Below are 21,942 nucleotides of genomic sequence, written 5' to 3' on the forward strand. Positions count from 1 at the left end.
CTTGATCAGACCGGTTCGAACCGGCGAAATCGAGGGAATAAGAGGAACAGAGCGGAGGGCACCCGCATGACACGACAATGGCTGTCGGTGTCGCTGGGGCGTGGCGCCTTCCTGACGTGGGCGAGCCGCGAGGCTCGCCGCGCCAGCGAAGCGTGGTTTGCGCCGGGCGTTCTGGGCACGGGCCTGGCCCTGCTGGCTTGGGGACAGGCGGCCGGGAGCTGGGCCTCCTCGCTGCCGGGCCCCTCTCGGCTGCCGGGTGAGCGAGCCGCCACGGCGCAGCTGCCGCGCCTGCTGGGCGATTTTTCGGCGGCGGCCTGGGCCAGCTGGGAGAACACCACGCACCTGCCCTGGGATCCCAAAAACCGCTACACCCGCCTGGATACGGCGGAGGGCCCCGTGGTGCGGGTCGACAGTCAGGGCGCCGCCTCGATGCTGCTGAAGCAGATCACGCACGATGCCCAGCGCGAGCCGATCGTTTCCTGGCGCTGGCGCATCGCCGCGCCGCTGGTGGGCGGCGATGAGACCAGCAAGGAGCGCGACGATTGCGCGGCGCGCGTCTATTTCCTGTGGGGCCTGCGCACGCGCGCGGACCTGTTCACCGCCACGGGGGTAGGCTACGTCTGGGGACAGGGCCGGCGGGCCGGGCAGATCGGGCCGTCGCCCTACACCGGCCAGATCGGCGTGATCACGCTGCGCAGCGGCAGCCAGGGCGCCGGCGAGTGGCAGACCGAGCGGCGGGATCTGGAGGCCGACTACCGGGCCTGCCACAAGCGACCGCCGCCCGGCCCGGTCACGGCGATCGCGATCCTGACCGACACCGACCAGACCAAGGTGGCCGCCACCGCCTGGTACAGCGCCATTTACGCTGCGCCGCGCCGCTGAGCGTGGGGCGATGCGATCACGGACCCTCGCCTGATCGGTGTGGGGTGACTTCGTCGGCTTCGCTGAGGTCGGCGTCCTCCGCTTGCCCTATGGTGGCCAGACGAGGCGTCCACACGCCCGTTTCAAGGCAGGAGGCAAGTGACCATGCAAACCACCCGAATGGGGGCCGCCATGCTGCTGGTGGCCACGTTGGCCGCGTGCGGAACCGGCGGTGCCGTCCCACCCACCACGCGCCTGTCGGTGCTGATGGCCTCGGAGGCGCCGACGGCCACTCCGATGCCCGACGAGGCGCCGGCCTCTCCGGAGGCGACGCGGGTCCCCGACGGGACCGTGCCGGAGGCGCTGCCTTCGGGGTCCGCTGACGTGAAGCCCGAGGATCCCACGGATTCCGGTTCATCGGTAGAGGGCGACGAGGGGAGCGGCAGCGGCTCCTCCGACAGCACGGACACCGGTGCTGCGGCAGGGACGGAGCCCCCCAAGCCCGACACGGAGGAGCCGCCCGTGGTGGTGGCGTGGCCCGAGGAGGGCAGCGGCTACCCGGCCGAGTGGTTCGCTTATACCAGCGTGGCCGAGGGGGAGACGGCCACCGCGCCACGTGCCCTGGAGGCCGCGATGCTGCCGCCCAAGCCGGGCCAGCCCCGCTGTAAGTCTCCCTGGCCTGGCCTCGTGGCCAGTGGCAACCTGTTTCTGGTGGGGGCCCAGCCGGCCAGTGCGCCCAGCTACACCTTGGGGCTCTCGGCCGTGCCGCTCTGCAAGGGCAAGGATGCCGCCTTCGGGCGGCTGGAACTGGGCTACCTGTCGGTGCCTGGCGGATTCTACGGCACGGTCGGGACGCTGGTGCGGCGCGGGGGCTGTCTGGTCGTTGCTGGGAGCGGGTTTTTCGAGACCCGCGGTCAGGTCGGGCCGACCGTGCCCTGGCGGGTCGAGGCCTGCGTCAAGGCGGTCGGTTCCGGTCAGTTTCAGGGCACGATCCGACGGGTGGCGATCGCCAACGAGGTGCTGAACGCCGATCCGCGGCGCCTGGTCTGCATCAAGGGGCCTCTGGATGCGTGCGCATCGCCCGATATGGTGGCGCAGGCGCGCTGAGCACGGGGCCGCCCGGGGGCCAACGCGCCCCCGGGTCACCCTTCATTTTGCGCCTTCCAGCCGGGTCAGCATGAAGGCGTAATCCTCCGCCAGCTCTGCCAGTTGGGCGAAGCGGCCCGAGCGGCCCCCGTGGCCCGCCTCCATGTTGATGCGGAACAGCAACGGGTTCGCGTCGGTCTTGTGGGTGCGCAGTTTGGCCACCCACTTGGCCGGCTCGAAATATTGCACCTGCGAGTCGTTCAGGCCGGTGGTGACCAGCATGGCCGGGTACGCCTGGCGCTTGACCTGGTCATACGGGGAATAGCTCAGGATGTAGTCGTAAGCGGCCTTCTCCTGCGGGTTGCCCCACTCGTCGAACTCATTGGTCGTGAGCGGGATCGAGTGGTCCAGCATCGTCGTCACGGCATCCACGAAGGGCACGTGGGCGATGAGGCCGCGGTAGCGATCGGGGGCCATGTTGGCGATCGCCCCCATCAGCAGTCCGCCGGCGCTTTCCCCGGAGGCGAAGACCTTGTCGCGCGCGGCATAGCCGTCGCGCACCAGCTGGTCCGTCACGTCGATGAAGTCGGTGAAGGTGTTGCGCTTGTTCTGCACGCGCCCCGCGTCATACCAGGCCCGCCCCATTTCCTGGCCGCCGCGCACGTGGGCGATCGCGTAGACGAAGCCCCGATCGACCAGCGAGAACAGGGTGGAGTTGAAGTCCGGGCTGATCGAGGCGCCATAGGCCCCGTAGGCGTACTGGTAAAGCGGGGCCTGGCCGTTGCGCTGGAAATCCTTGCGATAGAGCAGGCTCACGGGCACGCGTGCGCCGTCGCGGGCCGTGACCCAGACGCGCTCGGTGCGGTAGTTTTCCTGGCGGAATCCGCCCAGCACCGGCCGACGCTTGCGCAGCCGCGTTTCGCCGGTGTCCATGTGGATCTCGTAGGTGGAATCCGGCGTGGTGAGCGACGAATAGGCGTAGCGGAGCCAGGGCGTGTCCTGTTCGAGGTTCGTGTCGGTATGAGCCACGTACACCGGCTCACCGCCATCGATGTAGCGGGCCTGGCTCAGGTTGCGCCAGGGCATGATGCGCACGCGCTCCAACGCGTCGCTGCGTTCGTTCAGCACCAGGTGGTGTTTGAAGACCGCGAAGGAATCGAGGAAGACCTTGGGGTCGTGTGCCAGCAAGGGCTGCCAGCGGGCGCGATCGCCGATCTGCTGGTCGTCCACCGTCATCAGGCGGAAGTTGGGCGCTTGCCAGTCGGTCTTGATCACCCAGCGCCGCCCCTGGTGCTCGGCCTCGTACTGCACGTCGCGGGCCCGGGGCGCCAGCAGGCGAAAGCGTTCCTGGCGATCGCCGACCGGCAGCACGCGCATTTCGCTGGACACCGTGCTGCTCAGACCCAGCACGATGTGGCTGTCGTCCTGGCTGTTGCCCACGCCCATGTAGAAACTGGGGTCCTTTTCCCGGTACAGCACCGGATCGCGTGACACGGGCTGGCCCAGCGTGTGGCGTTTCAGGGTGTTGCCGAGCAGGGTCTGACGGTCCTTGGCGATGTAGAACAGGCGGCCGCCGCTGCCCCAGGCCAGCGAGGCCTCCACCCCCACCAGGGTGTCCGGGAGGTCGCGCCCGCTGCGCAGGTCGCGGATGCGGATGGTGTGCTCGCGGCGCCCCGTCGTGTCGGCGGCGTAGGCCAGCCAGCGACCGTCCGGGCTCAGTTCCTGGTTGGAAAGCTGATAGAAGGCCTTGCCGCGGGCCAGCGCATTGACGTCCAGCAGGACCTGCTCGCGCCCGCCGTGGCGGGGCTTGCGGGCATAGACCGGGTATTGCTGGCCCGTTTCGAAGCGCCGGTAGTAGAGCCAGGCGCCCTTGGCGGCCGGTACGCTCTGGTCGTCCTGCTTGAGCCGTCCCACCAGTTCCTGTTCGATCTGCTGCACCAGCGGGCGGTAAGGCGCCGTTTGCTGGTCATAGTAGCGATTCTCGGCGGCCAGGTGGGCCAGCACGGCCGGCTCGCGCCGCTGGTCGTCGCGCAACCAGTAATAGGGGTCGGGGCGATCGCCGTGCGGGCTGCGCACCAGGTACGGACGCTCCTCGGCGCGCGGTGGTTCGGCCGTCTCCGGGGTCGGGGCCGCCTGGGCGATCCGCGCTGGGGCGATGCCCGCAAGGGCGACGACCAGCGCGCCGATGGCACGCCATCCCATTCGAATCAGCCCTGTCACGTCTACCTCCCGTGGCGCCTTGCCCAGGCCCGTCTGACGGAAGCGCGCGCTCCCACCCAACGGGCTGGCCCGATCGTACCCTGCGCTGGTGGGGCTGGCCAGCACGGCGCCACGGTTCCTCCCGGGGGCCTGTCGACAGACGAGGGCCGGCCGGTTAGCCTGTTGACGGGCGCCTGGCAGACAAGCCGGCGCAGGCGGCGGATGTTGAAGCGGGAGGATGGCGCGATGCGCGAGGCGAGGATGGGAGCGGGGGCGGCCCTGCTGGCGCTGCTGTTGGCCGCACCGGCGCAGTCCGCACCACCCCCGGCACCAGCTCAGCTGGCCTTGATCTGGCACCAGCACCAGCCACGCTATCCGATGCGGCCCGGGACCCAGGTGTTCGAGCAACCCTGGGTGCGCCTGCACGCGGCCAAGGATTACGCCGATATGCTCCTGCTGGTGCGCGAATTCCCCCGCCTGCGGGTCACCTTCAACCTCACACCGGTGTTGCTGGAACAGCTCGATGCCTATGCCGCCGGCGCCACCGACCGCCACGCCGAACTCGCCGCGCGCGACCCGGCCAGCTGGCCCGATGCGCTGCGTCGCGAGGCCCGCGATCGGTTCTTTCAGGTGTCAGACCCGATGCTGGCGCGCTGGCCGCGCCTGGCGGCCTTGAAAACCAAGGACTGGCAGGCCATGTCGCCGCAGGATTGGCGCGACGCGGCGGCCCTGTTCCATCTGGCCTGGACCGATGAGGAATTCCTGAAAGCGCCCCCCTATCAGGCGATCGCCGCCAAGGGCGCGGGCTATACGGGCGACGACATCTCGGCCCTGCTGGCCCTGCACCGGCGCCTGATGGCGGACGTGGTGCGGCTGCACCGCGAGGCCCAGGCGGCCGGCCAGGTCGAGGTGACCACCACACCCTATTTTCACCCGATCTTGCCGCTGGTGGCCGATGGCGCCCTGGCGCGCGAGGCCATGCCCGGCGCGAGCCTGCCGGCGCGGCCGTTCCGTTTCCCGCAGGATGCGCTCTTTCACGTGCAAGCGGCCACGGCCGACTACCAGCGTCGCTTCGGCCGTCCGCCCCGCGGCATGTGGCCGGGCGAGGGCTCCGTCTCGCAGTCCGTCTTGCCGATCTTCCAGCAGGCCGGCATCCAGTGGATCGCGACGGACGAGGAGGTGCTGGCGCGCTCGCTCGGGCGCGACTTGCAGGGCGCTGCACGCGGAGACCTCTATCACGCCTACCGCGTCGGCAAGGGGCCGGCCGTGCTGTTTCGCGATCGGCGTCTGTCGGATGACATCGGCTTTCGCTACAACCGCATGAGCGGGGAGGCCGCTGCCGCCGATTTTCTGGCGCAGGTGCGGGCGATCGCCTCAGCCCACGCGGGTCGCTCACCGCTGATTCCGGTGATTCTGGATGGTGAGAATGCCTGGGAATGGTATCCGGATGACGGCAAGGCCTTCCTGCGGGCGCTGTACCGGGGCCTGACCAGCACGCCAGGCTTGCAGACCGTCACGCCGTCGGCCTATCTGGCCGCGCACGCGCCCCGGCCGCTGTCGCGCTTGTGGGCGGGCTCGTGGATCAATGCCAGCTATGCCACCTGGATCGGCGAGCCGGATGAAAACCAGGCCTGGGAGGCCTTGCTGGCCGTGCGCGAGGCGGTCGCGCATTTCGCGGCCCGCGTGGGCGACCAGGATGCGCGGGTCCAGGCCGCGCTGCGCACGCTTCATGCCGCCGAGGGCAGCGATTGGTTCTGGTGGTACGGCAAGGACCAGGATTCCGGGCGGGATCACGAATTCGATGCAGCCTATCGCAACCTGCTGGCCACGGCCTACCGGCAGATCGGCCAGACCCCGCCGGCCGCGCTGGCCCGCCCCTTCGATGGCGGCGCGAGCCGTCCGGCCCTGACCACCCCGATTCAACCGCAGCTGGATGGCGTGCTGGCCCCCGGTGAGTGGGCGTCCGCCCAGAGCGTCCACGCCACCGGGCAGGTGATGCAGGCCGATCGCCCGCTGGCCACCCTCTACCACGGGCATGATGCGCGCCAGCGTTACCTGGCGGTGCAGTTTAGCGGCCCGCGGACCGGCACCGGCATGCGGCTGGACCCCCTGCCGACGCTGGACCTCGGGGGACCTGCGGGCGTGACCACCTTGCCTTCGGGCCTGCGCATCGCGGCCGGCGTCGACGTGGTCGAACTGGCGGTGCCGTTCGCCCTCGTGCCGGCCACCACCACGGTGCAGGTCTTCTGTCGGGGGCAGCGCTTGCCGGAAAACCCTCTGGTGCTGTCGGCGCCCCACTGACCCATCGCGTCTCCGGGGTTCTTTTCCAACGCGAAGCCCCACCGGGGGGCGGTGGGGCTTTGCGTCTTCTGCGCGAAGGGGGGGACGCGCAGAAGGGATCGAAAAACGGTCGGTTCGACCGGCGCGCTCAGCGAACGTCGGGGGGCCCGGGGAAGGTGATGGCCGCCTTCTGGATGCCCAGGTGTTCGAACGGATTGGTCGTCAGCATCGGCACGCTGCAGGCTGCGATCGTCGACGCCAGAAGCACCAGCATGGTGTCGCGCAGAATGTGCATCGTGAGCCTCCTTGCGGGTCTTGGAGTGGCGCTTGCGCCGGGCCCGTGATGAATCTATCGGGAGGCTTGGCGACGGGCTGAAGTCAAATTTCCAATAAATCTATGTTTTGTGACGGATGCACTTGTGACGCTCGTCGCAGGAGCAGCGATGCGTGCTCCAGGGATTCGTGGTTAATTAATGGTTAAATATGGGGCGGTAAAAAGTTAAGACTGTTAGTGTGGAAGCGGAGTTTTGTCCCGTGATCGCCCGGACAATGGGGTCCAGGCAGGAGAGTGAAGCTGATGAAGTTGCCCCTTTCGATCGCTCTGAGCCTGAGCCTGCTGCTGGCCGGTTGCGGCACCCCCGCGCAGCCGGGTGCGCTCTCACGCGCGGCGCAAGCGCCCGTGGTCTTGTCGCAGCAGACGCCCCTGCGGCTCGACGCCGAAATGCTGGCCAGCCGCCTGCAACTGGCCGGCTGGACCCGCGTGAGCGTGATGGGCCAGGTCGTCAATGCGCAGATCCCGGACGATCGCCCCGCCGTGTTCGACCTGAGTGCCACCGCCCGCACCGGCGAGGTGGTCTTCCGCAGTGAAGGCGTGAGCCTGAGCCTGCCCGTCGCCCAGACACCTGGCCTGACGGACGATGTGGCCGGCATCCTGATCGCCTTGACGGCGCGCATGCTGCTCGGAGGCGCACAGGCCTTCGTCACCTACTGGCTGGCCCATCGCGGGGAAGCCTTCAACCGCAAGGAATGCGCGGCGGCCGTCGTCTCCGCCATGGTGCTGGCCGCAACCGGGCTGGTGCCCAAGGTCGGTCCGCTGCTCGCCCAGCTGCTCGCGCCGATCGTGCGCAAGTGGGTCGAGCGCTGGATCAGCCGGCCGCGTCCGGCCTCGCTGACCGGTTTCTTGCTGGCGGGCACCGCCACGGCGCCCGAGGTGGCGGCGGCGCTCAACCAGGCCGTCACGGAAACCGGTAGCCTGGCCCGCCTGCGTCAGCTCGCCCGCTGAGTCTCTGGACGTTTCGCCGCGGCCGGTGTGATGAACACCTGCCGCGGCTTTTTGTTGTGGGCGACGGTGTGGCGGGATTCGCCTGACGACCACGATGCACGGAGGCGCCCCCGACACACGTGCCGGGGGCGAGGAGAGGCCTGATGGCGTCGAGATGGCCGTTGAATCGGCTTCAGCGCACCGGCAGGTCGAGCACCCAGCCGGGCATCAGGGTGCCGGGCTGCTTCATGAGGCTAGGGTAGCGGTCCTGGTTAGCCGTCACGATCTCGCGCCAGCGGCTGTAGCGGCCCAGCTTCTCGACCGCGATTTCCGTCAGGGTGTCACCCGGACGTACCGTGTGACGACGCACGGGCGCCACGGGGGGGCGGCCCTCGGCGGCCGGCAAGGTCAGCACCCAGCCCGGCAGCAGAAGCTGAGGGCGCGTGGCCAGGCTGGGGTAGCGCGCCTGGTTGGCCGTCACGATCTCGCGCCAGCGGCTGTAACGCCCCAGTTTCTCCACGGCGATGTCGGTCAAGGTGTCGCCTGGACGCACGGTGTGGGTGCGCGGCGCGGGTTTCTGCGCCGTGGGTAGGGCCAGTTGCCAGCCCGGCAGGATCCGCTCCGGATGCTGGACCAGGCCCGGATAACGGCCGCGGTTGCCGGCCTGAATGGCTTTCCAGCGCAGCGGGTCGCCCAGTTCGCGCTCGGCGATCGCCCAGAGCGAATCCCCCGAGCGAACCGTGTAAGGGCGGGCCGAGGGGGCGGGCTTGGCGGGGGCAAGACCAGCGGGAAGGGATTTCAGCATGCGAGGGCCTCGTATCGTGACGGCTATAAAGGCCGAGGGGAAAGGGTTTTGGGAGCACCGCGCTCAACCTGGATGCGATCTTGTCCGGTGTCGGAGGCCCGCGCTTGCGTGCCCAAAGGTTAACTAATGGTTATCCCTTGGGTGAATTTTATTGAAAAGCAGGTGAAGTCACGGCCAAAGCCTCAGACGATGATGTGCAAGCTCGCCATCAAGCATTGGCTGATGAGGCCGCTGGAATGATAGATTGGAGCGTCGACGCGCCCTCTTCCCCCCTCACGGCCCTTGCCTGCTCGCCAAGCCCTCATCATCGGTGCCGGTCCCGCGGGGCTGACAGCCGCCTACGAACTGGTCACCCGCAGCGACTTCACGCCCGTCGTGCTGGAGCAGACCGAGGCGATGGGCGGAATTTCGCGCACGGTCGAGCATCACGGCAACCGCATCGACATCGGGGGCCACCGCTTTTTCTCCAAGTCGGATCGGGTCATGGCCTGGTGGCTCGACAAGCTTCCCCTGCAGGCCACGGAGCCCGGCACCACGCCGCTCACCTACCACCAGCAGACCCGGGAACTGACCATTTCGGGGGAGGGCCTCGATCCGGCCACTACGGACGCGGTCATGCTGCTGCGGGCTCGCCAGAGCCGCATCTACTTTCTGCGGCAATTCTTTCCGTATCCCATCCAGCTCGACCCGGCCACGCTGGGCAAGCTGGGCCCCGTGCGCACCGTGCGCATCGGCCTGAGCTACGTGCGCAGCGTGCTGTTCCCGATCCGTCCGGAAACGCACCTCGAGGCGTTTTTTATCAACCGCTTCGGGCGCGAACTGTACCACACCTTCTTCAAGGCCTACACCGAGAAGGTCTGGGGGCGCGCTTGTCGCGAGATCAGCGCGGAGTGGGGTGCGCAGCGCATCAAGGGGCTGTCGGTGACGCGGGCGATCGCCCACTTCCTGGCCAAGCTGCTGGGCCGCTCAGCGCGTGGCAAGGCGGTCGAGACCTCCTTGATCGAGCAGTTCCTCTACCCCAAGTTCGGGCCCGGGCAGATGTGGGAGGAGACGGCCCGGCGCGTTCAGGCGGCGGGCGGGCAGGTGCTGACGGGCTGGCAGGTGGTGGAGGTGCAGCACGCCGAACACCGCATCACGGGCCTCACGGCGCTTCACCGCGAAACCGGCGAACGGCGCCACTGGGCGCCACAGGAACTGGTTTCGAGCATGCCGGTGCGGGAGCTCGTGCAGGCGCTGCAACCCCCGGCTCCGGCCTCCATTCGCGCGATCAGCGACGGTCTGGAGTACCGCGACTTCCTGACGGTCGGCCTGCTGGTGGATCGCCTGGCCGTCAGCGAGCCAGGACCGGACGGTCCTCGCCCGATTCGCGACAACTGGATCTACATCCAGGAGCCGGACGTGCAGCTGGGCCGCTTGCAGATTTTCAACAACTGGAGCCCCTGGATGGTCGCGAATCCGGACACGGTCTGGCTGGGGCTGGAGTATTTCGCCAACGAGGGCGATGCCCTGTGGGAACTGGACGAGGCGGCGCTGCAGGCGCTGGCTGAGCAGGAACTGGTCCGGATTGGCCTGATCAGGCCGGGCAGCGTGCGCGACGCCTGCGTGATCCGTCAGCCCAAGGCCTATCCGGGCTATTTCGGTGCGTACGAGCGCTTCGGCGAGGTTCGCGCCTACCTCGACGGCTTCACCAATCTCTGGCTGGTCGGTCGTAACGGCATGCACCGCTACAACAACCAGGACCATTCGATGCTCACGGCCATGACGGCCGTCGACCAGATCGTCTCCGGAACGCGCGACGTGGCGGCCATCTGGGATATCAACACCGAAGAGGACTACCACGAGGAGCGCAGCGCCCAGCCGGGCGAGTGAGCGGTGGTTGCCGCTCGCTGCTCAGTGGCTCGCCGCTCCTGAGTAGGGGCTTGTTCAGGGCCAGTTTGACTCCCGCGTTGCCCTCGGCGCCTCGTTCGTCGCGCTGCACGTCCGTGTTCGTTGGCCTGTCGCCGTCAGGTTATGCTTGGTTAAGTTCAGGCTGAACATTGGCTTAGGGAGAATTTCCGATCTGTTAAGTGGGGCAAGCGGGGGAGGCACCGAATCCATAGCCTTTTGGAGTCCGAGCCCGACGGCAGTGGGTCGGAGGGTGCGAGTGGGCCTGATTGAGAGAGAGGGCGTCAATGATCCCGGAAGCCAAGCCCACCGTGCGAAGCCAAGCCAGACCTGATGCCAAGTCAGCCGACGCCTCGCGGACCACTTCACCCGACCGCCGTGACCGCCAACCTTCCCCCGTTCAAGGCAGCACCAAGCCACGGGAGGCAGACCAGCTGGCCCTCTCCGGGAGGACTTCCGAAGCCAGCCGGTCCAAGCTCACTCTTGCTGGCAACCGTCTGCTGGGAGGCGTTCTCAAGGCCGCCGTGCCCGTCGCGGAAGCGGCCTCGAAATGGCTGGCTCCGGCTGTTGATCGCTTCGTCAAGCCCGCGCCAGATCAGGGCCCGAAGTCTGCCGTGCTGGAGTCTGAGACGTCTCGCTTCCGTGATGTCGCTCTGCAGCACGAAACGAGCAATTCCTTCACCGCAGAGGATCTGGGTGAGCGATGGAAGGAACTGCACCAGTTCGTGAGTGAATCCCGCGCTCCCGCTGCCTTGGCGGACGGTACGCCGGCCGGTACGCCACCCAGCAAGGACAAGAACCACTTCGCTGAGCGGGTCCGGACGCAGGTGGCTGAACTGGGCGACTGGGTATTGAGCCAGCCCGCCACCGCCAAGCTGACTCCCACCGACATCTATCGGAAGTCCCTCGAAATCAATCACGGGGATGCTTTCGATGCGCGCCTGACGGCTCACAATCTGGTGAAGGAGGTGGCAGCCACCGAAAGTGGCCACCCGCAGACGGACGCCGCGCGAAACAACGCGATCAGTCAGCGCCTGGTCAACATTCGTGACCCGCACACGAAGGATGACGGTAATTACCGCGACAAGATGGGCCCCTGGTACCACGCGTTCGTGGTCGGGGTGGTGTCCGCTGCCGCCAAAGGCATCACGGGCTCGAATGGCGCGGCTGATATCGCGGGGAAGACAGCCAATGACGCCGCCAAGCAAAGAAGCGACGGTCCCGGACGGGTCGGGGACCCTCAGAAGGAAGCAGCGAGGCTCTGGGCCAACCGGGCTTTCGACTTCAACTCAGCTTCCGCTCCGAATCGATAACCGAGGGCTACAGGAATCACGCCCTGATTTCCCTGCAGGTCGCCCGCTGATTCGACTCGCAATCGACCACTTGCCACCGGGTTCAGTCGTCGATTTCCTGTGACGTGGTATCTATCGGAGTGGACGACATACGCCCGTGAACCGGGGGGAGCCGACGAGTGAGTTACTCACCTAAGCAATCGGGCACAGCACAGCCTGTGCGCAGACACCTTCCCGCTGCTTGGCTTTTGACCTTGCTGATGTTCAGCTGCCAGTCCGTTGGTCCTGTTGGGCCATCCGGAGAGCGTCCCCCCCTGGGCAAGCGGGCCAGCCCCAGTTCCTTACCGGGCTCCGACATGGATGCGGCTCGTCGCGGCACGCCCACGCGCCTGCTAGGCACGGTCAAACTCATCGCCAATCCGGGCGCTCCCCTCATCAGCGACCGGGGTGGCGGCCTCATCAGTGACCGGGGCGGCAGCATCATCAGCGATCGAGGCACAGGCGTCATCAGCAACAATGGGGGAGCGTTGGTCTCCAACAATGGCGGCAACATTCTCGGCAAGACGAAATTCTACGGCCTGCGCGGCGCCGACGGCCTTGCTGTCTACGGTCTTGCTGACGCCCGCGTGGAGTTGCTCGACGCCGCTGGTCGCGCCCTGGTTGACGAGACAGGCCGCCCCCTGCAAGCCGTCTCGGGGCCCGACGCGACTTACCGCCTCGAGGCCGTCCTGCCGCCCGGCAACCTCGTTGCACGCGTGGTGCTCTGGAACGGTGGGGAACTTCGGGCGATCGTGACCCGGGAGGCTTCAGCGCAAGTCAATCTCGACCTCACCACCGCAAGCTCCCTGGGTGCCGCCTATGTTCTCGGCCTCGCGAAAGGCGAGCAGGCCACCCTCGACAAGCTTCCGAGGAGCGAGAGCGACCGTCTCAACGGGCAGCTCGACGCCATCCGCGCGTTTGCCAACGGGGCCTTCTTGCACGACGATGCGACCCTCAACGCCATCACGGCCAAGCTTCGCCAACGCGTGCCCAGTCTCGACAAGGTCGCTGAGGACGTCAGGGCCTTGCTGCTCGGCCAGGCCAGGCTTGGCGCGGGGCGCCCCGCCACCGAGGTGCCGATCAACGGCGCCGCCGCCCTGTACGTGGGCCGCGAGGGTTTGCTCATCAATGAGAGGTACGCCGGGCGCATTCGGCGCCTCGGTCGTGACGGGACGCTGCAGGCCGTGCTCGACCGAACCTTCGGCACGGTGAAGACCAACCACCCCGGCATGCTCGACCTCGCGGAGGCAGCCGACGGCACGATTTACTTCACCCAGGACAATTCCTTCCGGGTCTTCAAGTCAGCGCCTGGCCAGCTCCCTACCCCGTTTCTTGGCTCCGGTGAGGCCGTACAGGGCCCCGTGGCGGCCCCGCTCACCATGGGGGTCGTCCCGCGGGCCCTCGCCCTTGGCCCGGATGGGACGCTGTGGGTGGGCGAAGGGCACGGGGCCGGCAGAGCCCCGAAGGACCCCAAGCCGCCCCGCGTGCTGGCTGTTCGAGCCGACGGGGCCGTCGAGGCCTTTCAGGACCCCGCGTGGCGGGACGGGCAGGTTCTGCGCCTCGCTGCGGCGCCGGACGGTGCGGTGTGGGTGCTGCACGGGCGTGCGGACAGAGGCCAGGTCAGCCGCCTGCGCCAGGGGACGTTCGAGCCTGTCGGAGAGGCGTTTGAGGCGGGCGAATCACCGGCCCTGGCCCTCGCGTCGGATGGGCGCCTGGTCGTGAGTCAGAACCGCGACGCCGGGGTCTTTGTGCTGGGGGCTGACGGGACGAGGACGCCCTTGCCTGAGGGGGAGGCCCTCCGCGCGCTGGGGCTCGAAGATCCCCGGGCGCTGGCTTTCGACGGCGAGGGCAACCTCTACGCCGCAAGCGCGGACGGCAACCTGGTGGGGCTGCTGCCGCCCAGTGGCCCTCCTCGGCTGGTGGCGGGCACTCGCGCCGTCTTCCAGGCGGGGGACGGCCAGGCGTTCGCCATCAATGGTCCCGGTGGCCTCGCGGTGGATAGCCAGCAAAGCCTGTACATCTCGGAACTCGGCCGCCACACCGTGCGCGTCTTCGACGGCACAAATTTGGCGCCCTTCGCCGGCAGCCTGAAGGGCAACGCCGGCGATGGGGGGCCTGCCAGGCAGGCGCGTCTGAACGAGCCCAGGGGCATCGCCTGGCAGGGCGATCGCCTGTGGATCTTGGACGCGGGCAATGGCGTGCTGCGCCGCGTGGATTCGGACGGGACGATTCACACCGCCGCCCCGTTGGCCGAGCGAGCAGCGCCCATCACCATTCCTTACGGGGCCAGCGTCGAGAAGTTGAGGCTGGACGGGGCGATGATGCTCACGGTCGGACCGCGAGGTGGGCCCATCTGGGGCGAAACCCGGGCCAGACAGGTGCAGCGGCTGGATACGGGGGAGGTGCCCCCACGCTTCAGGGCGGTGCTCGGGGCGGTCCAAGACGTGGCAGATGGGGCCAGCTGGGCAGGGCTGCTGTTCGCTCCGCCTGCGCTGGACGCTGCGACGATCAAGCTGATCTTCCCCCTTGGCCTGGCAATGGCCCCAGACGGGGCGCTGTATGTGTCCGATGCGGTGGCGAACCAGATCTACCGGGTCCGCGGCCACGACACGTCCAGCCCTGTCGTGGAGCACGTGGCAGGGCTGCACGTCAGCTCGCTTTTCTCCCGTGATGCGCAGTCGTCAGCGACGGCGATGGAGGAGGGAGCGGATGCCCGCACCGTGAAGCTGGGGATTCCCACCGGGCTGGCGTGTGATCAGGCGGGCAATCTCTTTGTCACAGAGGCAGGGATGCACAACCTGGGTTCCTGGTTGCCCGTGCTGGATGGCAAGCTCCCGTTTGATCCGAACCTGCTTCCCAACGTGCCCGCCCGCGTGCGCCGCATCTCTCCTGCGGGCACGATCACCACGGTGGCAGGACCCGGTGGTCGCTTCCTCGCAACCTCAGGGGGCGAGGCTGACCTCGTGTTGCCAACGGGAGTCGCATGCTTTCGCGACGGACGCCTGGCGATCGCCGACACGGGCAGCAACCTCGTCCATATCCTGCCCGCTGCGCGAGAGTGACGCCGCTCTAGGGATGGGCAGGGGGAGCTTCCTGCCCGGGGGCGAGCGGGGGCCTCAGGCCGTAGGGCTGGGCCTCGGCCTCCCGTTCCACCCGCAGAGCCGTCAGGTAGGTGTCCCAGGCGGTGTAGGCGGTCATCAGGGCGTGCGCCACCATGAACGCATTCGTCCCGTATGGGCGACCATGGTGCGGTTCCGTATCAGCGAAGAGTCCGGGCGGGTCCGGAACCCGCGGCACCAATGTCCCAGCAGCATAGCCCACGAGCGGGGCCAGGGTGACCAGCCCTGCGCCGAACAGCCCCACGGCGAAGCCTCTGCCCCAGTCTCCGGCCACCCCATAGCCAATCCCGAATCCGGCCATGTGCACGGGGAACGTGAGCGGTGCCAAGGCCAGCGAATTCATCCCTGGAACGAGTTGCGTGGAAAGGGTTCCGACCAAAAACGTGCCCATGTTCAGCCCCAAGCCCAGGCCCAGCCCGAGGGTGCCGCGCAGGCTGAAGCGCGGGGCTTCGAGGGGGGGAAAGACGCTGGACGCGAGGGCCGCGGCGGCCAGCGGCGGGCGCCACGAGACAGGCCTCGGCCCAACCACCACGCCAGGCTCGGGGTAGGCCGGTCGCGCCACGCTGTAGCGCTGCAGCGGGCTGCGGAAGGGGGCCCACCTCTCAGCCGCCGGAGCGGACGCGAGGGCTGCCAGCACCGCCGGAGGGCTCAGGGGGATCGACGTGACCACCATCAGGCCTGCCAGGCCGAGGGTTCGCCCCCATTGTTTGTAAGACCCCATGCGCTCCTCCTCGTTTCACCGGGCGCGGGTCCCATACCCGGCTCTGCCCGCTGCCTCACGGGTGAGCCCGTCCGCTGATGCCTGCGGGCGGGCCACGCTTGACCGCGCGGGGTCCCCGTTGCCGCGCGCCGCCGCTGCCTAATTCAGTCGCCACCTGGCGCAGGAAGCCCTTAGCCTTCAGGGGAGTCCTGAGGGCTCGCCTTGCGCGGCCGACCGCCCTTGCGTCCGTTGAGGCGGGCTGCCGCGGCTTTGGCCTCGGAGCGGGCGCGGCCGCCGACTTGCCCCATCAGCTGCGCCGTCCAGCTGCGCGAGCCATAGTGACCCTCGAGCAGGGGCGCCACGGCAAGGCTGGCATTGAGGCGCGGCCAGTGAAGGGCAAAACCCTCGGGCAGCACCTCGATGTCGGCGAGATCCTCGGCCGAGGCGTCCACGAGCCCCTGGCCCCAGTGGGCGGGAAAGGCATAGAGGCGCCCATCCGTCAGCTCGATCTCGATGCGCGAGGCCACAGGGTCGAAGCGGGCGGTGCGGGCTGCGGGCGTCTCCAATGGGTAACGCAGCGATCCGCTGCTGCTCGTCAGGGCGGCGCTTGGCGTCGCGGCCTGGGCTTGCTTTTCAGTCATGGATGGCCTCCCAGGCCCGCAGGGCCTCGTCTTGTCGCCGTCCCAGGATTTTCAAGGCCTGCCGGGCCCAATGGTCCGGCATCCGTGCGTTCCGCAGCACCCTCGGCTGGGTGCTGGTGCCTCCGAGCATCAGCACGACCGCAAATCCATCCTTCACGACGTGGACGTGGGGCGGCCCATGGTCGTTCGGGAAGACGAAGAAGCGGAACCCCTGCTCCCTGAATATCTCTGGCATGGACCACCTTAATCTAATCGCTTGGGTTTTGCAAGACCTCCCCTTTCATATCGTGCCAGAAGAGCCAGGGATGACTATCTGATGGACGTTTCAGGCGTTTTGAATGACGTACGGCCCGTGAACATGCGGGAGGCCGGCGGCTTGCTGCCTACTTGGCGCCGGCGCGGGCGTACAGGGCCATCGCGCCCGCCGCCGCGAGGCCCGCCACCATCAGGTAGATGCCACCTGGCCAGGCGGTGCCACCGTTGTTGCCCAAGTGAAAGAACAGGTCCGCAACCATCGTCGCCGCCCCTCCACCGACGAAACCGCCGACCCCCACGCCGGCGGTCTTCGCGATGCGACCGGCCGTCCAGTCCGGCCGAGGTGCCTGCACGGCGGCCAGCTGCGGCTTTGTGACCACCGGAGCCGGGGGCGCGGAGGCGGGGGAGGCAGCCTGAGGGCGGCTCAGCGGGGCGAGCAGGCGAACGGGGGAGAGCGGCGCGAGCGGCATGGGGGGCTACCTCAGCATTAGACGGTGGGGAACACCTGAAGTATCCGCGGGCCATCCCTCTTTTCAGTAAACCTTCGCTGAATAAAAGGTCAAGGAATGTTTAAGGGATTTCTAGCGACCGAAGTGCCTGGATGACTGACTCGCTGCGCGTCCTCCACGTCCTGTCGAACTGCGGGCGCGATGGCGTGGTGCGTCCACCGGGCCCTCCCGCCGCGCGGGTACAGCGGAAGAGGGTGGGTCCGTGTACCGGATCCCCAACCCGCAGGGGGCTTCCAGCGCCATCAACCCGGCGGACAGGCCATGCGCCGCCTCCAGCGTGGGGATTTGCTCGTGCAGGCTCGCCGCTAGCCCGGAAGCTGGCCCACGCCGCCTGGCCGGGTATAATCTGGACAGATGGGGCTTGCCGCGTGCGCGCCCCCTGATTGTGGGTAGCGCTGTGCGCTTGAACGAACAGCAACAACAAGCCATCGTCACCACCTTTCACGAGGTGTTCGGGGAGGGGCGGGTGCTGCTTTTCGGCAGCCGCACGGACGACACCCGGAAGGGGGGGGACATCGACCTGTATGCCCAGCCCGCCGCGCGCGACGCCTTGATGGAGAAGCGCGTGACCTTCCTCGCCAGGCTGAAGCGCAGAATCGGCGAGCAGAAAGTGGACCTCGTGATCGCCAGCGACCCGGCTCGTCCGATCGAGCAAGCGGCCCTGCAACAAGGCATTCTCCTGTGTCCGACGCGCTGAAGTCCACGCTGGGCGCCATCCATCGGATGATGGAGTGCGCGGACCTCGACCACGCCCTGCTGACATCCCAGCCCATAGAAGCGTCGTGGCTGGCCGACTACAGCCACCAGCGCATCGTCAACAGCTTCCTGTTCAACTTCCTGAAAATCCAGGACAAGGTGGGCCGCAAGTTCTTCCGGTTGGTGCTCCGTCACTGGCGCGAGCTGGAGTCGGACGACGTCACGATGCTGGACATCTTGCACCGCCTCGAGCAACTCCGGGTCCTCGAGAGCGTCGAAGTGTGGGACCGGCTGCGCGAGGTTCGCAACACCCTGACGTACGATTACCCCGAGGAAGGCGACGTGCGCCTCGAGACCCTTGCGCTGGCGCTGCGGGGATACGTGGAGCTCAAGGCGATCGTGGCCCGGATCGAGGAACGACTCTCGTCGAGTTGAGGCCGTTCCACACCCTTGGGAAATGGCTCTGGGGTGTGGCGCGGGGCGGTGGGAGACTCAGACGTTGAACCGGAACTCCATCACGTCCCCATCCAGCACCACGTACTCCTTGCCCTCCAGCCGCACGAGCCCCTTCTCCTTCGCGCCCACCTTGGAGCCTGAGGTCACGAGATCGTCGTAGCCGATCGTCTCGGCGCGGATGAAGCCCTTCTCGAAATCGGTGTGGATCACGCCGGCGGCCTGCGGGGCCTTGGTGCCGCGCGTGATGGTCCAGGCGTGGACCTCCTTCTCGCCGGCCGTGAAGTAGGTGATGAGGTTGAGCGCCGCGTAGGTGGCGCGCACGAGCCGGCCGAGGCCGCCCTCGGTGACGCCGAGGTCGGCCAGGTAGGCCTGCGCCTCTTCGGGGCCGAGCTCGCGCAGCTCGGCCTCGATCTGGGCCGAGATGGTCGCCACCACCTGCCCGTGTTCGGCGGCGTAGGCCTTCACCTGCTTGACCAGCTCCAGGTCGTCGGCTGTCGCAAGGTCGTTCTCGGCCACGTTGGCCGCGAAGATGACGGGCTTGTCCGTGAGCAGGTTCAGGGGCTGCAGCCAGGCCTTTTCCTCGGCCGACGGCTTGATCACGAAGTTGAGGGGCACGCCGCCTTCGAGAATCTCTTTGAGGCGCTCCAGGAAGGCGTTCTCGGCGATCGCCTCCTTGTTGTTGGCGCGAATCTCCCGCTGCAGGCGCTCCATGCGTTTCTCGACGGTCGAGAGGTCGGCCATCGCCAGCTCCAGGTTGATCGTCTCGATGTCGCGCACCGGGTTCACGCTGCCCTCGACGTGGGTGATGTCGTCGTCTTCGAAGCAGCGCACCACGTGGACGATCGCGTCCACCTCGCGGATGTGCGCCAGGAACTTGTTGCCGAGGCCCTCGCCCTTCGAGGCACCGCGCACGAGGCCCGCGATGTCCACGAATTCGATGGCCGTGGGGATGATTTTCAGCGTCTTGGAGAGCTTCGCCAGCACGCCGAGGCGCTCATCGGGGACCTCGACCACGCCCACGTTGGGGTCGATCGTGCAGAACGGAAAGTTGGCGGCCTGGGCACCGGCGGCGGTGATGGCGTTGAAGAGGGTGGACTTGCCGACATTGGGCAATCCGACGATTCCGGCGCGCAGCATGGGGCGGTGGTGATCCTTCCTGGTGGGGGCTGGGACCCACGGGCGGGTCCGACGAGGCGAATGCCGCGCCCCGGCGCGGCGACCCGCATTGTAGCACCGCTCACTTGAGCCAGGCATCCCCGATCTGGGTGTCGACCCGCACCGGCGTGGCCTGCAGGAAGCTCCGAGCCGCCGTCACCATCACGTTCCGCACGGCTTCAGCCGTCGCTTCGGCCGCCTCGGCCGGGGCTTCCACCACCAGTTCGTCGTGCACGCAGTTGACCAGGCGCGCCCCTAGCGGTGCCAGGGCGGCCGGCAGCTGGACCATGGCCTGCTTGAGGATGTCGCTGTTGGTGGCCTGGATCGGGAAGTTCTTGCCGGCGCGTTCGGCGGCGGCCACGGCCGCGCGGTCGTGTTCGTCGAACTGGAAGCGGGCCCGCCGGCCCCCGAGCGAGCGCAGCTCGCGATCGGCGATGGCGGTGTGGGCGGTGGCCTTGAGCCAGGCATCCACCCCGCGGTAGGTCTCGAAGTAGCGCTGGATCAGCTCCCGCGCGCGCTCGACCGTGACACCCAGTTCCGCGGCCAGGCTGTTGGCGCCGCGGCCGTAGATCAGCCCGAAGTTGATGCCCTTGGCGGCCTGTCGCTGGGCGGGGGTGACGGCCTCATAGGGCACCCAGAACATCTCGGAGGCGGTCATGCGATGCAGGTCCAGTTCCTGCTCGAAGGCCCGGCGGAAGGCCGCATCGCCACTGAGTTCGGCCAGGATGCGCAGTTCAATTTGGGAGTAGTCGGCCACCACCAGCTTGCAGCCGGGCGGGGCGGTGAAGCAGGCGCGGTGGTCCGGGTCGGCCGGAATGTTCTGCAAGTTGGGCTGCGAGCAACTGAAGCGCCCCGTGCTGGCGAACAGCTGCTGGAAGTGGGCGTGGATCCGCCCGGTTTTGGGGTGCACATGCTGCAGCAGACCGTCTCCATAGGCCGAGACGGCCTTTTGAAGCTGGCGCCAGGCCAGGATCTTGGGGACCACCGGGTGCTGGTGGGCGATCGCCTGCAGGGCCGCTTCGTGGGTATCGGTGAGGGTGAGACCCAGCCGCGACAGCGCCTGTTTCAGCTGCGAGCTGGAGTGCAGGTTCAGGGCCGGGGCGAGATCCGGCATGAGCGCCAGCTGCACGCGCGTGCCGGCCAGTTCCTGCTGCAGCTCCGCTTCCACCGTCCGGAAGCGCGTTTCGGCGGCCTGCCAGAGCCGCGTCCAGGCCGGGACATCCAGCAACACGCCGGTGTTCTCCATCTCGGCCACCACGCCGGCCACCGCAAACTCGATCAGGGCGATGCGGGCCAGCCCCGCGTCGATCAGTCGCGGGCGCAGCGCCGCCCGCAGGGGCAGCAACACCGCCGCATCGGTCGCCGCGTAGGCCAGCTGGGCCGGCGTCAGCGCGCCGCTCCAGTCACTGCGCTGTTCTTGCTTGTCGAGCACGCGCCTGAGGTAGTGGCGCACCACCGGTGCGAGGCCGTGCTGGTCCGTCTCGTGCAACAGCTGGCTGGCCAGCATGGTGTCGAAGACGCTTTGCACCCGCAGCCCGTGGTGATGCAGCAACCAGCGCAGGTCGAACTTGGCGTGGTGAAAGACCTTGATCGGGCGCGGGGCGCCGAACACCTCCCGCAGCGGCCCTAACTCGGGGATCGCGTCGAGATCGAGCAGGAAGGTCTCCTCCGGCAGGGCCAGCGACAGCAGCCGCAGGCGGCCATCCAGCGGATTCAAGGCCGTCGTCTCGGTGTCCACCCCGATCGCCTCGGCCGCCTGCAGTCGCTCCGCCAGGCCTGCCAGGTCCGCCGGGCCGATCAGGGTGGGAGAAGTCGGCTGCATGAGGCGTGTCAGGCTCCGCCGCGTGGTCGAGTCAGCAGTCGGATCACCGCATCCAGGTCGACCTCCATCGCGAGCAGGATCGCGGTCGAGCCGCCTGGTACCTCCGTCGTGCCGCGCGCGATTTCCAGCGTGCCGTAGGCATTCTCTACCGCCACGAAGTTGCAGGTGGGCGGGAAATCGGGCAGGCGGGCGATCGCCTCGACCGTCAGGCCCGCCACGTCGGCCTGGGGCGGCACCGTCACCTCGAAGACGTCAATGTTGCCCTTGTTGAAGCGCATCAGCGAGCGGATGTCGGGATATTCGATGTTGACCATCATCTGGTCGATCAGCGGTTTGACCGAGGACACGATCGTGGTGGCGCCGGCCAGGCGATAGGCTTCCTCGAAGTCCTTCTCGCGCATGCGTACCAGGCGGCGGGGCACGCCGAAACTCTTGGCCAGCAAGATGAAGGCCAGGTTCAGGGCATCGTTGCGCATGACCGCCACGGCGATGTCGGCTCGCCGCATGCCCACCGCTTCCAGCACGCGCGGGTCGGTGGCCGAGCCGGTATGCACCATCGCCCCGATCTCCGTGTGGGCATACTCCGTCACGGCGGGTTCCGGGTCGATCACCAGCACGTCGTGCCGATGGGCCACCAGCGCTTCGGCCAGCGAAAGCCCCATCAGGCCGCCCCCCGCAATCACGATGTACACGCGGCTACCTCATGTCGGCAGCTGCACCGTTGCAGCCCCCCGGAGACGTCCTCAGTATAGCGCCGCAGCGCCCCGGCGGGCCAGATGGCGCGCGCCTCGGGCGGAAGTGCTTGACGGCGGCATGTCCATTTCGTTATATTATAAACGAATCTTAACCTATTTCTGTCGGGGCGCTCCCGCGTGGCTTGCA

The 21,942-nt window shown here is 68.0% G+C and carries 19 protein-coding genes; 9 read left to right on the forward strand and 10 right to left on the reverse strand.

What is annotated here, in order from left to right; all coding sequences use genetic code 11:
• Positions 1 to 66 precede the first annotated feature (66 nt).
• Both VKP62_04495 and VKP62_04500 read left to right on the forward strand, forming a co-directional pair.
• Positions 67 to 882: a DUF3047 domain-containing protein gene (locus VKP62_04495; protein MEB3196443.1), complete on the forward strand. Its 816-nt coding sequence runs from the start codon at positions 67 to 69 to the stop codon at positions 880 to 882.
• 144 nt (positions 883 to 1,026) lie between these two features.
• A complete protein-coding gene (locus VKP62_04500) occupies positions 1,027 to 1,968 on the forward strand; it encodes a hypothetical protein (protein MEB3196444.1) in 942 nt (313 codons plus the stop codon).
• A gap of 42 nt (positions 1,969 to 2,010) precedes the next feature.
• Here the strand turns inward: VKP62_04500 and VKP62_04505 are convergent, their stop codons facing one another.
• A complete protein-coding gene (locus VKP62_04505) occupies positions 2,011 to 4,149 on the reverse strand; it encodes a S9 family peptidase (GenBank protein MEB3196445.1) in 2,139 nt (712 codons plus the stop codon).
• A gap of 243 nt (positions 4,150 to 4,392) precedes the next feature.
• Here VKP62_04505 and VKP62_04510 point away from each other — a divergent pair, with 243 nt between their 5' ends.
• On the forward strand, positions 4,393 to 6,447 hold the full coding sequence (locus VKP62_04510) for a glycoside hydrolase family 57 protein (GenBank protein ID MEB3196446.1): 2,055 nt from the start codon (positions 4,393 to 4,395) through the stop codon (positions 6,445 to 6,447).
• 127 nt (positions 6,448 to 6,574) lie between these two features.
• On the opposite strand, the gene VKP62_04515 is transcribed toward VKP62_04510, so the two are convergent.
• A complete protein-coding gene (locus VKP62_04515; GenBank protein ID MEB3196447.1) occupies positions 6,575 to 6,721 on the reverse strand; it encodes a hypothetical protein in 147 nt (48 codons plus the stop codon).
• Between the two features lie 282 nt (positions 6,722 to 7,003).
• On the opposite strand from VKP62_04515, the gene VKP62_04520 reads away from it, so the two are divergent.
• Positions 7,004 to 7,708: a hypothetical protein gene (locus tag VKP62_04520; protein MEB3196448.1), complete on the forward strand. Its 705-nt coding sequence runs from the start codon at positions 7,004 to 7,006 to the stop codon at positions 7,706 to 7,708.
• 172 nt (positions 7,709 to 7,880) lie between these two features.
• On the opposite strand, the gene VKP62_04525 is transcribed toward VKP62_04520, so the two are convergent.
• A complete protein-coding gene (locus tag VKP62_04525; protein MEB3196449.1) occupies positions 7,881 to 8,492 on the reverse strand; it encodes a LysM peptidoglycan-binding domain-containing protein in 612 nt (203 codons plus the stop codon).
• A gap of 282 nt (positions 8,493 to 8,774) precedes the next feature.
• Between VKP62_04525 and VKP62_04530 the strand changes: the two genes are divergently transcribed.
• The 3 genes from VKP62_04530 (at position 8,775) to VKP62_04540 (ending at position 14,769) form a co-directional block, all read left to right on the forward strand.
• The gene (locus VKP62_04530) at positions 8,775 to 10,361 is read left to right on the forward strand and encodes an NAD(P)/FAD-dependent oxidoreductase (protein MEB3196450.1); all 1,587 of its coding nucleotides are present in this window, start codon (positions 8,775 to 8,777) and stop codon (positions 10,359 to 10,361) included.
• 302 nt (positions 10,362 to 10,663) lie between these two features.
• Entirely contained in the window at positions 10,664 to 11,689 is a 1,026-nt protein-coding gene (locus VKP62_04535; protein MEB3196451.1) for a hypothetical protein, read from the forward strand.
• 239 nt (positions 11,690 to 11,928) lie between these two features.
• The gene (locus VKP62_04540) at positions 11,929 to 14,769 is read left to right on the forward strand and encodes a hypothetical protein (protein MEB3196452.1); all 2,841 of its coding nucleotides are present in this window, start codon (positions 11,929 to 11,931) and stop codon (positions 14,767 to 14,769) included.
• 7 nt (positions 14,770 to 14,776) lie between these two features.
• On the opposite strand, the gene VKP62_04545 is transcribed toward VKP62_04540, so the two are convergent.
• The 4 genes from VKP62_04545 to VKP62_04560 all read right to left on the reverse strand — a co-directional run bounded on the left by VKP62_04545 (position 14,777) and on the right by VKP62_04560 (position 16,892).
• On the reverse strand, positions 14,777 to 15,547 hold the full coding sequence (locus VKP62_04545; GenBank protein ID MEB3196453.1) for a hypothetical protein: 771 nt from the start codon (positions 15,545 to 15,547) through the stop codon (positions 14,777 to 14,779).
• A gap of 170 nt (positions 15,548 to 15,717) precedes the next feature.
• Complete coding sequence (locus VKP62_04550) at positions 15,718 to 16,167, reverse strand: DUF2442 domain-containing protein (GenBank protein ID MEB3196454.1); 450 nt, start codon at positions 16,165 to 16,167, stop codon at positions 15,718 to 15,720.
• Entirely contained in the window at positions 16,160 to 16,402 is a 243-nt protein-coding gene (locus VKP62_04555) for a DUF4160 domain-containing protein (protein ID MEB3196455.1), read from the reverse strand. The genes VKP62_04550 and VKP62_04555 overlap by 8 nt, the downstream gene beginning before the upstream one ends.
• 148 nt (positions 16,403 to 16,550) lie before the next feature.
• Positions 16,551 to 16,892, reverse strand: coding sequence for a hypothetical protein (locus VKP62_04560; GenBank protein MEB3196456.1), 342 nt, complete (start codon positions 16,890 to 16,892; stop codon positions 16,551 to 16,553).
• 400 nt (positions 16,893 to 17,292) lie between these two features.
• Here VKP62_04560 and VKP62_04565 point away from each other — a divergent pair, with 400 nt between their 5' ends.
• Together VKP62_04565 and VKP62_04570 are read left to right on the forward strand one after the other, a co-directional pair.
• Complete coding sequence (locus tag VKP62_04565; GenBank protein MEB3196457.1) at positions 17,293 to 17,628, forward strand: nucleotidyltransferase domain-containing protein; 336 nt, start codon at positions 17,293 to 17,295, stop codon at positions 17,626 to 17,628.
• Positions 17,613 to 18,062 carry a hypothetical protein gene (locus VKP62_04570; GenBank protein ID MEB3196458.1) on the forward strand — a complete coding sequence of 150 codons (450 nt, stop codon included), beginning with the start codon at positions 17,613 to 17,615 and terminating at the stop codon, positions 18,060 to 18,062. Before VKP62_04565 ends, VKP62_04570 begins: the two co-directional genes overlap by 16 nt.
• A gap of 57 nt (positions 18,063 to 18,119) precedes the next feature.
• Here the strand turns inward: VKP62_04570 and ychF are convergent, their stop codons facing one another.
• The 3 genes from ychF to VKP62_04585 form a co-directional block, all read right to left on the reverse strand.
• Positions 18,120 to 19,220, reverse strand: a complete 1,101-nt coding sequence (gene ychF / locus VKP62_04575; GenBank protein ID MEB3196459.1) for a redox-regulated ATPase YchF — start codon at positions 19,218 to 19,220, stop codon at positions 18,120 to 18,122.
• 100 nt (positions 19,221 to 19,320) lie between these two features.
• Complete coding sequence (locus VKP62_04580) at positions 19,321 to 21,060, reverse strand: DNA polymerase (GenBank protein ID MEB3196460.1); 1,740 nt, start codon at positions 21,058 to 21,060, stop codon at positions 19,321 to 19,323.
• Positions 21,061 to 21,068: 8 nt separating this feature from the next.
• Entirely contained in the window at positions 21,069 to 21,752 is a 684-nt protein-coding gene (locus VKP62_04585; GenBank protein MEB3196461.1) for a TrkA family potassium uptake protein, read from the reverse strand.
• Positions 21,753 to 21,942: the final 190 nt, after the last annotated feature.

Source organism: Candidatus Sericytochromatia bacterium (genome assembly GCA_035285325.1).
GTDB lineage: Bacteria > Cyanobacteriota > Sericytochromatia > S15B-MN24 > JAQBPE01 > JAYKJB01.

Coding starts and splice junctions, on each gene's coding strand:
- VKP62_04495 (MEB3196443.1), top strand. CDS start 67: ATGACACGACAATGGCTGTCGGTGTCGCTGGGGCGTGGCGCCTTCCTG.
- VKP62_04500 (MEB3196444.1), top strand. CDS start 1,027: ATGCAAACCACCCGAATGGGGGCCGCCATGCTGCTGGTGGCCACGTTG.
- VKP62_04505 (MEB3196445.1), bottom strand. CDS start 4,149: ATGGGATGGCGTGCCATCGGCGCGCTGGTCGTCGCCCTTGCGGGCATC.
- VKP62_04510 (MEB3196446.1), top strand. CDS start 4,393: ATGCGCGAGGCGAGGATGGGAGCGGGGGCGGCCCTGCTGGCGCTGCTG.
- VKP62_04515 (MEB3196447.1), bottom strand. CDS start 6,721: ATGCACATTCTGCGCGACACCATGCTGGTGCTTCTGGCGTCGACGATC.
- VKP62_04520 (MEB3196448.1), top strand. CDS start 7,004: ATGAAGTTGCCCCTTTCGATCGCTCTGAGCCTGAGCCTGCTGCTGGCC.
- VKP62_04525 (MEB3196449.1), bottom strand. CDS start 8,492: ATGCTGAAATCCCTTCCCGCTGGTCTTGCCCCCGCCAAGCCCGCCCCC.
- VKP62_04535 (MEB3196451.1), top strand. CDS start 10,664: ATGATCCCGGAAGCCAAGCCCACCGTGCGAAGCCAAGCCAGACCTGAT.
- VKP62_04540 (MEB3196452.1), top strand. CDS start 11,929: ATGTTCAGCTGCCAGTCCGTTGGTCCTGTTGGGCCATCCGGAGAGCGT.
- VKP62_04545 (MEB3196453.1), bottom strand. CDS start 15,547: ATGGGGTCTTACAAACAATGGGGGCGAACCCTCGGCCTGGCAGGCCTG.
- VKP62_04550 (MEB3196454.1), bottom strand. CDS start 16,167: ATGACTGAAAAGCAAGCCCAGGCCGCGACGCCAAGCGCCGCCCTGACG.
- VKP62_04555 (MEB3196455.1), bottom strand. CDS start 16,402: ATGCCAGAGATATTCAGGGAGCAGGGGTTCCGCTTCTTCGTCTTCCCG.
- VKP62_04560 (MEB3196456.1), bottom strand. CDS start 16,892: ATGCCGCTCGCGCCGCTCTCCCCCGTTCGCCTGCTCGCCCCGCTGAGC.
- ychF (MEB3196459.1), bottom strand. CDS start 19,220: ATGCTGCGCGCCGGAATCGTCGGATTGCCCAATGTCGGCAAGTCCACC.
- VKP62_04580 (MEB3196460.1), bottom strand. CDS start 21,060: ATGCAGCCGACTTCTCCCACCCTGATCGGCCCGGCGGACCTGGCAGGC.